The organism is Rhodococcus sp. 5G237 (genome assembly GCF_053764735.1).
In genome coordinates this window covers 40,792-55,216 of sequence record NZ_JBSNCD010000012.1, presented here as the reverse complement: position 1 = coordinate 55,216, position 14,425 = coordinate 40,792, and the positions used below count along the sequence as shown (strand labels likewise).

General features: G+C 67.3%; 12 protein-coding genes and 1 tRNA gene. 9 read left to right on the top strand and 4 right to left on the bottom strand.

The window, feature by feature from the left end; translation table 11 throughout:
• Positions 1-125 precede the first annotated feature (125 nt).
• The 8 genes from ACWPOC_RS23790 to ACWPOC_RS23755 all read left to right on the top strand — a co-directional run bounded on the left by ACWPOC_RS23790 (position 126) and on the right by ACWPOC_RS23755 (position 9,579).
• Positions 126-704 carry a TetR/AcrR family transcriptional regulator gene (locus tag ACWPOC_RS23790; RefSeq protein ID WP_120281205.1) on the top strand — a complete coding sequence of 193 codons (579 nt, stop codon included), beginning with the start codon at positions 126-128 and terminating at the stop codon, positions 702-704.
• On the top strand, positions 701-2,206 hold the full coding sequence (locus tag ACWPOC_RS23785; RefSeq protein WP_120281206.1) for a flavin-containing monooxygenase: 1,506 nt from the start codon (positions 701-703) through the stop codon (positions 2,204-2,206). Before ACWPOC_RS23790 ends, ACWPOC_RS23785 begins: the two co-directional genes overlap by 4 nt.
• The gene (locus ACWPOC_RS23780; protein WP_192378616.1) at positions 2,203-3,915 is read left to right on the top strand and encodes an FAD-dependent oxidoreductase; all 1,713 of its coding nucleotides are present in this window, start codon (positions 2,203-2,205) and stop codon (positions 3,913-3,915) included. The genes ACWPOC_RS23785 and ACWPOC_RS23780 overlap by 4 nt, the downstream gene beginning before the upstream one ends.
• Positions 3,908-4,540: a hypothetical protein gene (locus ACWPOC_RS23775; RefSeq protein ID WP_455409454.1), complete on the top strand. Its 633-nt coding sequence runs from the start codon at positions 3,908-3,910 to the stop codon at positions 4,538-4,540. The genes ACWPOC_RS23780 and ACWPOC_RS23775 overlap by 8 nt, the downstream gene beginning before the upstream one ends.
• Positions 4,541-4,599: 59 nt before the next feature.
• Positions 4,600-5,034, top strand: a complete 435-nt coding sequence (locus tag ACWPOC_RS23770; RefSeq protein ID WP_024102806.1) for a Fur family transcriptional regulator — start codon at positions 4,600-4,602, stop codon at positions 5,032-5,034.
• Positions 5,035-5,128: 94 nt separating this feature from the next.
• On the top strand, positions 5,129-6,589 hold the full coding sequence (locus ACWPOC_RS23765) for a catalase (protein ID WP_455409423.1): 1,461 nt from the start codon (positions 5,129-5,131) through the stop codon (positions 6,587-6,589).
• Between the two features lie 331 nt (positions 6,590-6,920).
• The gene (locus ACWPOC_RS23760) at positions 6,921-7,754 is read left to right on the top strand and encodes a metal-dependent hydrolase (protein WP_230792513.1); all 834 of its coding nucleotides are present in this window, start codon (positions 6,921-6,923) and stop codon (positions 7,752-7,754) included.
• Between the two features lie 76 nt (positions 7,755-7,830).
• A complete protein-coding gene (locus ACWPOC_RS23755) occupies positions 7,831-9,579 on the top strand; it encodes a cholesterol oxidase substrate-binding domain-containing protein (protein WP_120281210.1) in 1,749 nt (582 codons plus the stop codon).
• A gap of 18 nt (positions 9,580-9,597) precedes the next feature.
• Here ACWPOC_RS23755 and ACWPOC_RS23750 read toward each other — a convergent pair whose 3' ends face one another.
• The 4 genes from ACWPOC_RS23750 to ACWPOC_RS23735 form a co-directional block, all read right to left on the bottom strand.
• Complete coding sequence (locus ACWPOC_RS23750; RefSeq protein WP_455409422.1) at positions 9,598-11,616, bottom strand: TerD family protein; 2,019 nt, start codon at positions 11,614-11,616, stop codon at positions 9,598-9,600.
• 135 nt (positions 11,617-11,751) lie between these two features.
• Positions 11,752-12,273, bottom strand: a complete 522-nt coding sequence (locus ACWPOC_RS23745; protein WP_120281212.1) for a YdcF family protein — start codon at positions 12,271-12,273, stop codon at positions 11,752-11,754.
• A gap of 474 nt (positions 12,274-12,747) precedes the next feature.
• A tRNA-Pro gene (locus ACWPOC_RS23740) sits at positions 12,748-12,821 on the bottom strand.
• A gap of 54 nt (positions 12,822-12,875) precedes the next feature.
• The gene (locus tag ACWPOC_RS23735) at positions 12,876-13,829 is read right to left on the bottom strand and encodes a metallophosphoesterase (protein WP_120281213.1); all 954 of its coding nucleotides are present in this window, start codon (positions 13,827-13,829) and stop codon (positions 12,876-12,878) included.
• 66 nt (positions 13,830-13,895) lie between these two features.
• Here ACWPOC_RS23735 and ACWPOC_RS23730 point away from each other — a divergent pair, with 66 nt between their 5' ends.
• On the top strand, positions 13,896-14,372 hold the full coding sequence (locus ACWPOC_RS23730; protein WP_120281214.1) for a GatB/YqeY domain-containing protein: 477 nt from the start codon (positions 13,896-13,898) through the stop codon (positions 14,370-14,372).
• Positions 14,373-14,425: the final 53 nt, after the last annotated feature.

Here is a 14,425-nt window from a genome sequence, read left to right as displayed (position 1 = left end):
CGACGGAGCGGGTGGACCTCTTCGGGTCCACCCGCTCCGTCGCGTTTCGGGCCTGATCCTGTAGGCCCGAGAAATATTTACAAGCAGTCTGGACTGTTTGTTGTTTTCCCGTTACGCTGCGAAGCGTGATCCAGGACACTGCGCCGAACGGTGGTCGCACCCAGGCGCAACGCACAGCCGCGACGCGAGCCAGGCTGCTCGACGCCGCGGTCGACTCGCTCGTCGAGCACGGCTATTCGGGAACCAGCACGCAGGGCATCGCCAAACGTGCCGGAGTCTCGCGAGGCGCCCAACTCCACCACTTCCCGACGAAGGAGAGCCTCGTCGTCGCGGCGGTCGAGCACCTCGTCGACAAGCGGCTGCAGGAGATCCTCGAGACACGACCCGACCCGGAGCACGGCTTCGAAGCGCTCATGGACGCCTTCTCCGGCCCGCTCTTCGCCGCAGCGCTCGAACTGTGGGTCGCGGCGCGGACCGATTCGTCCCTGCACGAGGCGATGATCCCGCTCGAACGCAAGGTGTCGGACGCGCTCCGCACGGGTTGCCTGGAGATCATGGGCGACAGGGTCTCGCCCGAGCACATCGACCTCAGCATCGAAATCGCCCGGGGCTTCGCCGTCTCGGCCCTGATGCGTACCCCCGAATCCGATCGAGAATTCCGGGAGCGCCTGCTCCCGGTCTGGAAGGCGCTGGTGATGAAATGAGTCTCGCACTGCTTCCCGATCACGTGCACACGCTCGTCGTCGGCGCGGGCTTCGGCGGCATCGGTATGACTGCAACACTGTTGCACGAGAACCCCGACGCCGACGTCCTCGTCCTCGAGCGCGGTGACGACGTCGGCGGAACCTGGCGCGTGAACACCTATCCCGGTGCCGCATGCGATGTTCCGAGCGCGCTGTACTCGTTCTCCTTCGCGCCCGAACCCGATTGGTCGCGAGCGCACGGCACCCAGGAAGAGATCTACGCGTACCTTCGCCGTGTTGCACGTGAGCAGGGCGTGACCGACCGGACGATGTTCGGATGCGAACTGCGCGAGGCCCAGTGGGACGCCGAGCGTGCCGTGTGGCGGATCTCCACCTCCCGCGGCGACCTGACCGCCGACGTGCTCGTCGCCGCGACCGGCGCCCTCTCCACACCCACATACCCGAAGGTTCCCGGCCTGGAGTTGTTCCGCGGCAAGAAGTTCCACTCGGCCGAGTGGGATCACGACCATGACCTCACGGGTGAGCGTGTCGCCGTCATCGGTACCGGAGCGTCTGCCATCCAGTTCGTGCCGGCGATCGTCGACCGCGTCGAACATCTCACGCTGTTCCAGCGCACCGCCTCCTGGGTGATGCCCAAGCACGACCACGTCATCGCGCGGTCGGTCCGCACGCTCTACCGGCGCTTCCCCGTGGCCCAGAAGCTCATGCGCGGATTCGTGTACGGACAGAAGGAGATCTACGTCGTCGGCATGACGAAGTCCTTCGCCCGCAAGTACTTCTTGCCGCTGTTCGAGGTCCGGGCTCGCCGGGTGCTGCGCAAGAGCGTGCGCGATCCCGAACTGCGCAAGCGCCTGACCCCCGATTTCGCGATCACCTGCAAGCGGATCCTGTTGTCCAACGACTGGTTCCCGGCCATCACCCGCCCGAAGGTGGACGTGGTGTCCTCCGGTCTGGCGGCGGTCACCGAGAACGGTGTCGTCGACGACAAGGGCACCGAGTATCCGGTCGACACCATCATCTTCGGTACCGGTTTCACGCCGACGGAACCGCCGGTCGCGCATCATATCCGCGGTGGCGACGGCAGCACCCTCGCCGAGACGTGGGACGGCAGCCCCTCGGCCTATCTCGGTATCACCGTGCCCGGCTTCCCCAACCTGTTCCTCATGTACGGCCCCAACACCAATCTCGGCCACAGCTCGATCGTGTACATGCTCGAATCCCAGGCCAACTACATCTCCGACGCGCTGCGCACGATGGAGCGTCGCGGAATCTCGGCCGTGGAGGTGCGCGACGACGCGGTGCGCCGCTACACCGCCGATCTCGACCCGGCGTTGAACAACACGGTCTGGAACCAGGGTGGTTGCAGCAGCTGGTACATCGACGAGAAGGGCCGCAACTCCGTGATGTGGCCGACCTTCACGTGGCAGTACCGGGCGAGGACCAAGCAGTTCGACCCGGAGAGCTACACCGAGTACCGCGCGACGGCAGGAGCGAGCGCATGACCCATTACGACGTCCTCGTCATCGGATCCGGATTCGGCGGCAGCGTGGCAGCACTGCGCGCCACGGAGAAGGGATACAAGGTAGGAGTTCTCGAGGCCGGGCGGCGCTTCGAGGACGACGAGCTGCCCGAGACGAGCTGGCGGCTGCGCAAGTACCTGTGGGCTCCGCAGCTGGGGTGCTACGGGGTGCAGCGCATGCACCTGCTGCCCAACGTGCTCGTCATGGCCGGAGCGGGTGTGGGTGGCGGGTCGCTGAACTACGCCAACACCCTGTACAAGCCGCCGACGCCCTTCTTCCGCGACCCGCAGTGGGGTCACATCACCGACTGGGAAGCGGAACTGACCCCGTACTACGACCAGGCGGCACGGATGCTCGGCGTCCGTCCCAATCCCAGCACCACGCCCGCGGACGAGGTGATGCGTCAGGTCGCCGACGAGATGGGTGTCGGCCACACCTACACGACCACCCCGGTCGGTGTGTTCTTCGACGAACCCGGTAAGACGGTGCCCGACCCGTTCTTCGGCGGAGCCGGCCCCGACCGCACCGGCTGCACCGAGTGCGGCAGCTGCATGACGGGTTGCCGTGTGGGAGCGAAGAACACGCTCGTCAAGAACTACCTCTACCTCGCGGAGAAGGCCGGCGCGCACATCCACGCCCTCACGACGGTGACCCGTGTGGTGCCCCGTGCCGGCGGCGGGTACGAGGTCCACACCCGCAGCACCGACGGCATCAGGAAGCGCCGCAAGATCTTCACGGCCGACCAGGTGGTGATCGCGGCCGGTACCTACGGCACGGCGCGCCTGCTGCTCGCGAGCCGCGAAACCGGCGACCTGCCGAACCTGTCGCCGGCTCTCGGCACCGTGGTGCGCACCAACTCCGAGGCGGTGCTCGCCGCGACCGCGCAGGACCGCGTCGTCGACTACACGCAGGGTGTGGCCATCACGTCGTCCTTCCACCCCGACGACCACACCCACATCGAACCGGTGCGGTACGGCAAGGGCAGCAACCTGATCGGCCTGCTGCAGGCGCTGCTCGTCGACGGTGGCACGCGGATGCCGCGACTGCTGAAGTTCTTCGGTGTCGCCGCGAAGAATCCCGCTGCCTTCCTCCGCTCCCTGTCGGTGCGGAACTGGTCGGAGCGCACGGTCATCGCTCTCGTGATGCAGACCGACGACAATTCGCTCGAGCTCGCGACCCGGCGCACGCCGATCGGCCGCGGCCTGACCAGCAAGCAGGGACCGGGCACCCCGCCGCCCGAGTGGATCCCGGTGGGCCACGAGGCGGTTCGCCGCGTCGCCGACAAGATCGACGGTGACGCCGGCGGTTCGATCGCCGATCTGTTCAACATCCCGATGACCGCGCACTTCCTCGGCGGATGCGCGATCGGCGATTCGCCGCGTACCGGCACCGTCGACCCGTACCTGCGGGTCTACGGACACGAGGGTCTGCACGTCGTCGACGGCTCCGCGGTGAGCGCCAACCTCGGCGTGAACCCGTCCCTCACGATCACCGCGCAGGCCGAACGTGCGCTGGCGCTGTGGCCGAACAAGGGGGAGAAGGACAACCGCCCCCCGCTGGGGTCGGCCTACGAACCCGTGCAGCCCGTGCCGCCCGTGCGACCGGCCGTGCCCGTCGAGGCTCCGGCGGCGCTGCGACTGCCCATCACCCCCGTTCGGAAGGAGAGCGCCCGTGCTCTGGACAGTGCCTGAGAGCGAGGACGAACGCACCGACTATCCGGTCTCGCCGCCACCACCCTGGCCGGCCGCCGTGCGGGCCACCCTGTGGTGGCATCGCAGCACCCCGGATGCCGCCCAGTACGGGCCGACCGGCGCGATCCTGCCCATCACGCTCGCGATGATGGTCGACTATCTCGACTCGCCGGTCGGGCCGTACCGCGAGGTGCTGGCCAGCCCGGTGCTGCGTCGTGGCCTGATCCCGGCGATGGCGGTGCCGTTCATCGCCGTCGACTCCGAGCCGTCGGTGCACGGTGGTCGCGAGCACTGGAAGCTGCCGAAGGTGCTCGCGAAGTTCGACGGCGACGTCCTCGGCGACTTCTCCGCGACCGGCGCCCGATGGAGCGTGGCCACCTCGGCCGCGCCGAAGGGTCCGGAACTGCCGATCGCGGGTGGGCTGACCTTCGCCCAGCCGATCCCCGGTGGCGCCGTCGAACGTGCCACCGCCCGGTTGCGGGGGAAGTTCCGCTACGCGCGGGTGACCGTCGCGGCGGAGGGACCGACGCTGAGCCACTGGCTGCGCCCGGGCACCCACCACGGCATCGTCATCACCTCCGGGCGGATGTCCACGGGCGCGTCGCGAGTCGTGTCGCGCATGTAGGTCAGCGCCGCACCGATCCTTTTCTTGACTTATTCCAGAAAAGGGGCATACTTGGTGTCATGCAACAAGGACACGAGCATCACTTCGACCCCAAGGAGCAACTGCGCTCCGTGGGTCTGCGGGTGACCGCTCCCCGCGTTGCCGTACTGAGAACCGTTGCCGAGCATCCGCATTCCGATGCGGATGGAATCGCCGCCCACGTGCGCGACGAACTCGGCTCGGTGTCGACGCAGGCCGTGTACGACGTACTCAAGGCATGCGTGGGGAACGGGTTGCTCCGCCGGATCGAACCGGCCGGATCACCCGCGCGGTACGAAACCCGCATCGGCGACAACCACCACCACCTCGTGTGCCGCGCCTGCGGCACGGTCGTCGACATCGACTGCGTCGTCGGGGCCGCACCCTGCCTGACGCCGTCCGACGACCACGGCTTCGTCATCGACGAAGCAGAGGTCACCTTCTGGGGCCTGTGCCCCGACTGTCGCGCCGACTAGCGCCCACTCGCTTCACCGGTGGTCCGGTCCCTCCGCGGGCCGAACCACCGGCTTCGTGTCCCGAGACCCGGAACACACGTATTCGGAGGTCATCATGACGAATGCCCGTTACACCACGAACAATGTCGGTATCCCCGTCGCCAGCGACAACGAGTCGCTGACCGCGGGTGCCCAGGGACCGATCCTGCTCCACGACCACTACCTGGTCGAGAAGCTCGCACACTTCAACCGCGAGCGGGTGCCCGAGCGTGTCGTGCACGCCAAGGGCGCCGGCGCGTTCGGTGAGCTCGTCGTCACCGAGGACGTCTCCGCCTACACGAAGGCAAAGCTGTTCCAGCCGGGCGCGAAAACCGAGATGCTGGCACGCTTCTCGACGGTCGCCGGTGAGCAGGGTAGCCCCGACACCTGGCGCGACCCGCGCGGTTTCGCCCTGAAGTTCTACACCGAGGACGGGAACTACGACCTCGTCGGCAACAACACGCCGATCTTCTTCATCAAGGACCCGATCAAGTTCCCCGACTTCATCCACTCGCAGAAGCGTCTGCCCGGCTCCGGCCTGCGCGACCACACGATGCAGTGGGACTTCTGGACCCTGCGTCCCGAGACGGCACACCAGGTCACCTGGCTGATGGGCGACCGTGGCCTGCCGCGCACGTGGCGCCACATGGACGGCTTCGGTTCGCATACCTACCAGTGGATCAACGCCGACGGTGAGCGCTTCTGGGTGAAGTACCACTTCAAGACCGACCAGGGCATCGAGTTCCTCACCCAGGACGAGGCCGACCGCCTCGCCGGCTCGGATCCCGACTACCACCGCGCCGACCTCTACAAGTCGATCGAGCGCGGCGAGTTCCCGAGCTGGACGCTCCACGTGCAGATCATGCCGGTCGCGGAGGCGGAGAACTACCGGTTCAACCCGTTCGACCTGACCAAGGTGTGGTCGCAGAAGGACTACCCGCTGATCAAGGTCGGCACGATGACCCTGAACCGCAACCCGCGCAACTTCTTCGCGGAGATCGAGCAGGCCGCGTTCGCCCCGTCGAACGTCGTGCCGGGCATCGGTTTCTCTCCCGACAAGATGCTGCTCGGCCGCGTGTTCTCCTACGCCGACGCCCATCGCTACCGCATCGGCGTCAACCACGCACAGCTGCCGGTGAACTCCGCGAAGGCCGCCCGTGTCGACTCCTACAGCAAGGAGGGCAACATGGCCTACACCTTCAACGATCCGCAGACCCCGGTCTACGCACCGAACAGCTTCGGCGGTCCGCACGCCGATCCCGAGCGGGCCGGTGACGAAGGTCTGTGGAACTTCGGAACCGAGGCCGTGCGTGCGGGATACGTGCAGCACCCCGAGGACGACGACTTCGGTCAGGCGGGCACCCTCGTCCGCGAGGTGATGGACGACGCGGAGCGCGAACGCCTCGTGAACAACATCGTCGGACACGTCCTCGGCGGTACCTCGGAGGCGCTCTACGAGCGGATCTTCGAGTACTGGCGCAACGTCGACGAGGAGCTCGGCAAGCGGGTCGAGGCGGGCGTGCGCGCCGGAGCCTGACCCGTCACCGGGGGAGATCCGGCGGGATCAGAGCAGTCCCCACCAGTAGATCAGGGCTGCCAGCGCCAGCACGATCAGCGTGGTGTCCATGTCGCTCTCCCTCCATCCGACGGCAACAACTCCATCTTCCTCGCAAACGAGGAATTCGGCACAGACGGCAGGGCCGTCCACCTCTTACGGTGGGCGGCCCTGCCGGCGTCTGCCGAACATATCGGCTGTTCGAACACGCGTGTGACAGCTGTGTCGGCTGTGGTTGTTAGGTTGGAGATCCGGGCCGGCGTCGTCACGCGGGGCCGTGTTCGCGCTTGTTCGTCGAAAGGTGTTGTCCGACATGGTGATGGGTCCTACCCATGCAGTATCCGGGGCGCTGGTGGGGCTCGTCGTCGCCGATCTGCTTCCTCCCGACTGGGGTGCACCCGCATCCACCGCGGAGACCTTCGCCTTCGCGGCAGTGTGTTCGGGGGCGGCCCTGCTTCCGGATCTCGACACGGCGCAGTCGACGGTCGCGAGGTCGTTCGGACCCGTGAGCCAGACCTTCGCCAAGGGCATCGACGCGGTCTCGCTCGGCTACTACTCGCTCACCAAGGGCAGCCGCGACCGGAAGCGGCGCGGCGGGCACCGCACCATGACGCACACCGCGCTGTTCGCGGCGTTGCTCGGCGCCGGAGTCTCGGCGCTCGTCGCGAGCTTCGGCAGGGAAGCGATCATCGGGGTCCTGTTCGTCACTCTCGGTCTCGCGCTGCGCGGGCTGTTCGGGTCGTGGGCGAAGAAGCGCGGATGGGTGGTCGTCACCCTGAGCGCGGCGGCACTGTCGATCCTGTCGTGGACGTGGTTCCCGCAGGAGGTCGCGTCCACTGGCCTGGGGGTCGCGGTGGCCCTCGGATGCGCGACGCACTGTCTCGGCGACGCCATCACCAAAGAAGGCATCCCCTTCCTCGCGCCGTTCGTGCCCTGGCGCGGGTCGCGCTGGTGGGAGATCAAGCTGCCGTCGGCGTTGTCCATCCGTGCGGGTGGCCCGTTCGAACTCGGCATTCTCGGTCCGGCCCTCACCGTGGCGGCGGTCGCGATGGCGGTCTGGTCGGTCGACGGCGCGCCCGAACACATCCTCGGCACGTTGGAGGCGTCGGGCCTGTCGTTCTGGAGCGAAGGTGCCGCACACCGGTAGCGGTGCTGGAGAATAGAGGGAACTTGTTCTATTTTTGCGGAGTCCGTGCCCGCAGAACAGAACGGAACCCGCCCTCGTGAGCGCTCGAGCCTCTGGTCCCACCGTCAGTCGTCGCGGTCTTCTCGGAGCAGCCGCGGGAGCGGCCGTCCTTGCAGGCACGGGATGGACGCTCGCGGGTGCGGTACCGCTCGGCGACCCGGCCGCGACGATCCCCGCGCCGCCGGACTTCCCGGCCGACATCCCGCTCTCGCAGCAACAGTTCGTCAACTGGGCGAAGACCATCCGGTTCGACGCGGTGTGGACCGCGACCGCGCGCACCGCCGACGACGTCGTCCGCCTCGCGAACTGGGCACACGCCCACGGCTTCCGGATCCGTCCCCGAGGATCGATGCACAGCTGGAGTCCGCTCACCCTCGAGGCCGGGCAGGACATCGAGAACGTCGTGCTGGTCGACACCATGTCGCAGCTGAACCAGGTCGTCGTCGACGCGGGCGCCGCACCTCCGCGCGTGACGGCCGGCGGTGGCGCGAGCATCGAAGCGATCCTCACCGCGCTCGAAGCCAACGGACTCGGCTGGGCCAACTCGCCCGCCATCGGCGACATCTCCATCGCAGGGGCACTGTCGATCGGTGCCCACGGCGCCACCTATCCGGCAGCGGGGGAGACGGTGATCCCCGGCCAGTCGTTCGGCTCCCTGTCCAATCTCGTCCTGGCCCTGACCGCCGTGGTGTGGAACCCGTCGGCCGGTGCCTACGAACTCCGCGAGTTCCGCCGCGCCGACCCGGAGATCGGACCCCTGCTCGCCCACCTCGGACGCACCTTCGTCACCTCCGTGACGCTGCAGGCCGGAGCGAACTACCGGGTGCGCTGCCAGAGCTTCACCGACATCCCGTGGCGCGAACTGTTCGCACCGCCCGGCTCGCCGGGACGCACCTTCGAGCGTTACGTCGAGGAGCACGGGCGGGTCGAGGCGATCTGGTTCCCCTTCACCGAGACGCCCTGGCTCAAGATCTGGTCGGTCTCCCCGGAGAAGCCCGCCGCCTCCCGTGAGGTGCAGGGCCCCTACAACTACTACTTCTCGGACAGCCTGCCCGAGGAACTCACCGACCTGCTGGGGCAGGTCGTGCGCGGCGCCCAGGGCGTCACACCGGCCTTCGGTGCGTCGCAGTTCGGTGCGGTGGCCGCGGGACTCGCAGCGACCGGCACGAACGATCTGTGGGGCTGGTCCAAGGACCTGCTGTTCTACCTGCGCGCCGCGACCCTGCGCGTGGTCGCCGGTGGCGGTGTCGTCGTGACGAGACGCGACAACATCGCCCGCGTCATCAACGAGTTCACGACGTGGCTGCACGAGCGGATGACGCATTACGCCTCGCTCGGCCAGTACCCCGTGAACATGCCGTTCGAGGTACGCCTGTGCAAGGTCGACGACGCCGACGAGGTGCTCGTCGACGCCGCCGGTGTGCCCGACCTGTCGCCGGTGCGTCCCCGCCCCGACCGGCCCGACTGGGACACCGCGATCTGGATGAACGTGGTCTCGATCCCCGGAACGGCCGGGATGCCGTCCTTCTTCCGCGAGATGGAGCAGTGGATGGCCGCCCACTACTCGGGCGACTACGCGACCTTCCGATCCGAGTGGTCGAAGGGCTGGGCGTTCGACGATCAGGGCGGCTACCGCGACCCCGGTTTCCTCGGGGAGACGGTGCCGGCCATGTACCGCACCGGTCTGCCGTCCGGGCAGGGTTGGGACGCCGCGCTCGCGGCCTTCGAGCAGTACGACCCCCATCGGGTGTTCAGCAACCGGTTCCTCGACCGGTTGCTGCCCTGATCGTCGACGAACGATGAATCAGTCCTCGTCGGAGTCCATCGGTAACGGTCCCGGCTGCTCCGTCTGCTGGGGAGCGGCGGGAACCCATACCCGTAGCGGCTGCACCACCTCGCCGTAGAAGGCGTCGGCCGACGACGTCACGCTCGTGATGAAGCCGGTCGCGGTACCGGACGAGCGTCGGCTGCCCAGCGGGAACGTCTGCTCGAGAGTGAAGGACACGATGTCGCCGGCGCGGCCCTCGGTGAGGACTCGAGGGTCGGTACGCACGGTGTCGAGATGTTCGCACGCTTCGTTGCCACGCTCGGAGAACACCGCTTCGAGCTGCACGTTTCCGGGTGCGGTCTTCAACTGCTTGACCAGCCACGACACCCGCTTGCGCGATGTCCCTTCGTCAGGTGCATCGACGGTCGTGCGACAGCGGACCTTGTTGGTACGCAGGTCCGCCGAGACCACGAGATCACCTGCGGTATCCGGAATTCGCAGCACGGCTTCGAAGACTCCGTCGGTCGCGAGGCGGTCGGCGACGTGGGCGTTCCGTGCGTCCGGATCGGTCGCGAAGCGGCGCGGCAGCACATGTGTCACCGGGACCCCGAGTTCTGCGGTGAACCGGAGCGCCAGGTGGCGAGCCAACGCGACCCAGGTGCTCGCAACGGCGAGCGCCTTGGAGTCACCGGCCCGGAGTGTGCCCGCGGTGACGGCGTCGCGAACAGCGACCCAGTGACGTCCCATATCGACGAATTCCGAGACCCCGCTGCGAGGGTGATCGATATAGCGCAGGAACTCACGCAGGATCCAGTCCTGGAGATCGCTTTCCAGTTCGCCGTGGGACAGCACCATGCGTGCTTCGTGAGCGATCTCCGCCCATGCGAGGTGCCGAAGCGAGACCTTGGCGAGCTTGCGCCGGTCCACTGCGACGGGCAGTTCCCCCGCAGACGCGGGAATGTCGTTGGAGATGCTGACGACGACGTCGTACTTCTTGCGACGTGCGACATCGAGGTAGTTCTCGAGCTGTTCACGCTTGAGTTTGCCGTTGCCCGTCTTCACCTCGACCAAGGCCGTCCACCGTCGGCTTCCTCGCGCGACCTTGAGTACCGCATCGGGTACCACCCGCGATTCACCTCGCTCGTACGGCACCTCCAGGTAACCCTCGAAAGCGCCGGCGGGAGCGCCGAGACGAAGGCACACGGCACGAGCGAACGGGGGCACTGCCTGCATGGTCGCGACGAGCGCGGAAGTCGCTCGACGTTCTTGTTCGTCACCCGCACCGATTCCGGCTACGGAGAAGAGGCGCGCGGGTTGCCAGCTCTCCTGCTCGGCTTGGGAGAAGGTGATCGGCTTCGGCTTCCGGGCGGTTCGTTTGGTCGTACGTACGCCGGACTGCTTTCGTGCGGGAGTGGCGGTCGTCGCGGCAGGAGCGGGCTCGGGAGTCTGCGGAGGAACGGTGATTTCCTCGTCTGCGGAGACCGAAGTCGTCGAGAGAGGCGTCCGATCGTCGTCCTCGGCGGCGTCGTCCACCTCCACGCCGTAGTCCTGTGCCAGTCCGGCCAGACCGGAGGCCCATCCCTGTCCGATCGCACGGACCTTCCAGGCGCCGTCCCGGCGGTAGACCTCGCCGAACACGAATGCGGATTCGGTGTTCGCGTCCGCAGTGATGTACTCGGCCACGGGGCGACCTGTCGGATCCACGACCCGCAGGGTCAGCTTCCCGAGGTCGCCGAAGGTGCCGTCGTAGAGGCTGCCTGCCAAGGCGATCGTGTGTACATCGTCGGGCACCGTCGCGAGATCGATGCTGATGCGTGCCTGCGCGCCTTCCTCCGTCGCTCCGTTCCCCAGGAACCGGACGGAACCGTCGGCCGATTCCGGCTGGTTGTAGAAGACGAAATCCGCGTCGGACCTCACCTTGCCCGAATCGGCGAGGAGCAGCGCCGAGGCGTCGACCTCGGTGTCCGCTTCCGTCCAGCCCAGGACGATGTCGACTTGCGAGACGTCTGTCGGAAGCGGCATGTTCTGCCCCTTGACGAGAACCGGGAAATCCATCGGGGGCACCTTCGTTCCAGTGTCGGTCGTGCGCGCGATATCGAGCGCTACGGACACATCGAAGGGAACGGCTCCGATGTTTCACGGTGCACGTGAGTAGCTCGTCAGGACCCGGATGCGCCACAGCAGGCTCGCTCAGCACCCCGTGTGCGAGAAGGCCCGCATGTAGCCGGCGGTCTGGTAGGCGTACGCCCACGCCCAGTACGACAGGGCGATGTCGGCAGGGCTGGCGGCCATGATGAGTTCGCCATCGAAGCATCGGTCGAGGATGAAGCGCGCGCGGGAGACGTGCGGCACGAACGTCACGACGATGACGCTCTCCCAGCCGCGTTGTTCCGCGAGGCGACGCAGTTCCATCGCTTCACCGCGAGTGGTCGGCGGATCCGGCTCGAAGCACGTGACGGGGAATTCGTAACGCGGGTGGTCGCACAGGTCCGTCAACCAGACGTCCTTCGTGCCGTTGGGATTCGACACCACGACCTCGGGTGCGAAGCCTTCGAGTGCGAGTTCGAGCGCGTAGGGATAGCGCTCGTAGATCGCACCGCCGAGGACGAAGATCGCATCGGCCCGGCGATACGGGCTGAGGTTCTCGATCTCGATCTGCGGGGCCACGTAGACGGGCACTCCCGCGGCGATGAACGCGCACGCGACGAGCATGAGGACGGCGAGCCACCGTCGTCGCCGTGGTCGTGGTCTGGTGAGTGTGGAACCTCCGGAGTTCTCCGGCGCGTCCTGCTGGGAGGCCCTGTGTCGTCGCGTCATCCGCTGATTTCCGTTCCCCCCGACCGGAGCCGGAGCGTCTCGCGAGTGCGGTGCCGCGTTTCAGTTTAGGGCATATAAGTCTGTTTTTCAGGCTCAAAACAAACTTGAAGAATCTTTTGCTGATGAACGGTGCTCGCTTTCCTCGCGGGCGCAGATCGAGAGGGCTACTCCGTGAGGCGATGGCGGCGAAGAACGAACCGTCCAAGAGGAACGGGACGGATTGATGTTCGTGAACGATCCGCCATTCGTCGCCCATCGGTCGAGACCGCTCTTGTCACTCGGATTCATCGGAAGTCACGTCGGGACCGAGAATGCAGTCAGGGCACCTTCTCCGTGAGGAGAAAGTGCCCTGACGAGTTCTTCCACGAGTCGGGGTGGCGGGATTCGAACCCACGACCTCTTCGTCCCGAACGAAGCGCGCTACCAAGCTGCGCCACACCCCGTATTGAACCTCGGTCAGCTTACAACACGAGGCCGCAGAAGATTAAATCGGCTGGTCAGCGACGTAACCCGGCGCGCTCTGCCGCGTCGCCGCTGGCCTGCTGCGCGGTGTCGCGCGAGGCCGGAACGAGGGTGAGCAGTGTGGCCTCCGGACGGCAGAAGAACCGGGCAGGAGCGAACGGCGAGGTGCCGATGCCCGCGGAGACGTGCAGTCGCATGCGGGCACCCCAGCGCGACGCGCCCTTCACCCGCGACCGGTCGATCCCGCAGTTGGTCACCAGCGCGCCGTAGAACGGCAGGCACAGCTGACCGCCGTGGGTGTGGCCCGCGAGGACGAGGTCGTAGCCGTCCTCGGCGAAGCGATCGAGCACTCGCGGCTCGGGGGAGTGCGTCATGCCCAGCCGCAGATCGGCCGAGGGATCGGCCGCGCCGGCGATCGTCTCGTACCGGTCGCGGTCGAGATGCGGGTCGTCGACACCACCGACGGCGATGCGCACGCCGCCGACCTCGATGTCGCGGCGCACGTGCGTCATGTCCTGCCAGCCACGCTCGGTGAACGCCGCACGCAGGTCGCCCCACGGGAGCGGAGGACCGTAGACGCGGTCGTGCTCCTTGTCGAAGTAGGCGAGCGGGTTCTTCAGCACGGGAGCGAAGTAGTCGTTGCTCCCGAAGACGAACAGGCCCGGGCGGGCGAGGAGTCCGCCGAGCGCCTGGACGACGGCCGGAACGGCCTTCGGATGCGACAGGTTGTCGCCCGTGTTCACGACGAGGTCGGGCTCGAGGCCGTCGAGCTCGCGCAACCAGTTCTGTTTCAGCTTCTGGTTGGGAGTCATGTGCAGGTCGCTGATGTGCAGGACCCGCAGTGTCGACGCGCCGGGCGCGAGCACCGGCACCGTGACCTCGCGAAGAGTGAACGCGTTCCGTTCGATCAGCGTGGCGTAACCGAGGCCGAGAGCGGCGGCGCCGGCAGCACCGAGGGTTACGCGGCGAATTGCAGACAGGTCAGGCACTTCTCCAGCGTACCGCCGTGCGTGGACCTCGCACGTGGTTCGCCTGCCCCGCGTAGCGTTTCCGGCATGAGCGACACCACATCCTCCCTCGAATCCAGGCTGCGGACGGACCTGACCGCAGCGATGAAGGACAAGGACAAGCTGCGGACCGAGACGCTCCGGATGCTGCTCGCGGCGATCCGGAACAAGGCGGTGTCCGGCAAGGAGGCGCGTGAGCTGTCCGACGACGAGGTGCTCGAGGTCCTCGCGAAGGAGTCGAAGAAGCGCGGCGAGGCCGCCGAGATCTACACCGAGAACGGACGCGGCGAGCTCGCGGCCAAGGAGCACGCCGAGGCGCGGATCATCGACGAGTACCTGCCCACCCCGCTGACCGATGCCGAGCTCGTCGATGTCGTCGACACCGCCCTCGCGCGCGTCGCGGAGGAACTCGGCGCGCGGCCGGGCCCGAAGAACATGGGCCAGGTGATGAAGGCCGCTACCGAGATCGCGGCAGGCAAGGCCGACGGCAAGCGCCTGTCCGCAGCCGTGCGTTCACGCCTGTAACCGAACGGCCGTGCAGTTCTCGTCGACCGTCACGAGGACGAGGCGACGAGAAC

What these genes read in the sequence shown, in the direction of transcription:
- ACWPOC_RS23770 (WP_024102806.1), top strand. Translation starts at nt 4,600, where the DNA reads ATGCAACAAGGACACGAGCATCACTTCGACCCCAAGGAGCAACTGCGC.
- ACWPOC_RS23780 (WP_192378616.1), top strand. Translation starts at nt 2,203, where the DNA reads ATGACCCATTACGACGTCCTCGTCATCGGATCCGGATTCGGCGGCAGC.
- ACWPOC_RS23750 (WP_455409422.1), bottom strand. Translation starts at nt 11,616, where the DNA reads ATGGATTTCCCGGTTCTCGTCAAGGGGCAGAACATGCCGCTTCCGACA.
- ACWPOC_RS23730 (WP_120281214.1), top strand. Translation starts at nt 13,896, where the DNA reads ATGAGCGACACCACATCCTCCCTCGAATCCAGGCTGCGGACGGACCTG.
- ACWPOC_RS23760 (WP_230792513.1), top strand. Translation starts at nt 6,921, where the DNA reads ATGGTGATGGGTCCTACCCATGCAGTATCCGGGGCGCTGGTGGGGCTC.
- ACWPOC_RS23785 (WP_120281206.1), top strand. Translation starts at nt 701, where the DNA reads ATGAGTCTCGCACTGCTTCCCGATCACGTGCACACGCTCGTCGTCGGC.
- ACWPOC_RS23745 (WP_120281212.1), bottom strand. Translation starts at nt 12,273, where the DNA reads ATGCTCGTCGCGTGCGCGTTCATCGCCGCGGGAGTGCCCGTCTACGTG.
- ACWPOC_RS23765 (WP_455409423.1), top strand. Translation starts at nt 5,129, where the DNA reads ATGACGAATGCCCGTTACACCACGAACAATGTCGGTATCCCCGTCGCC.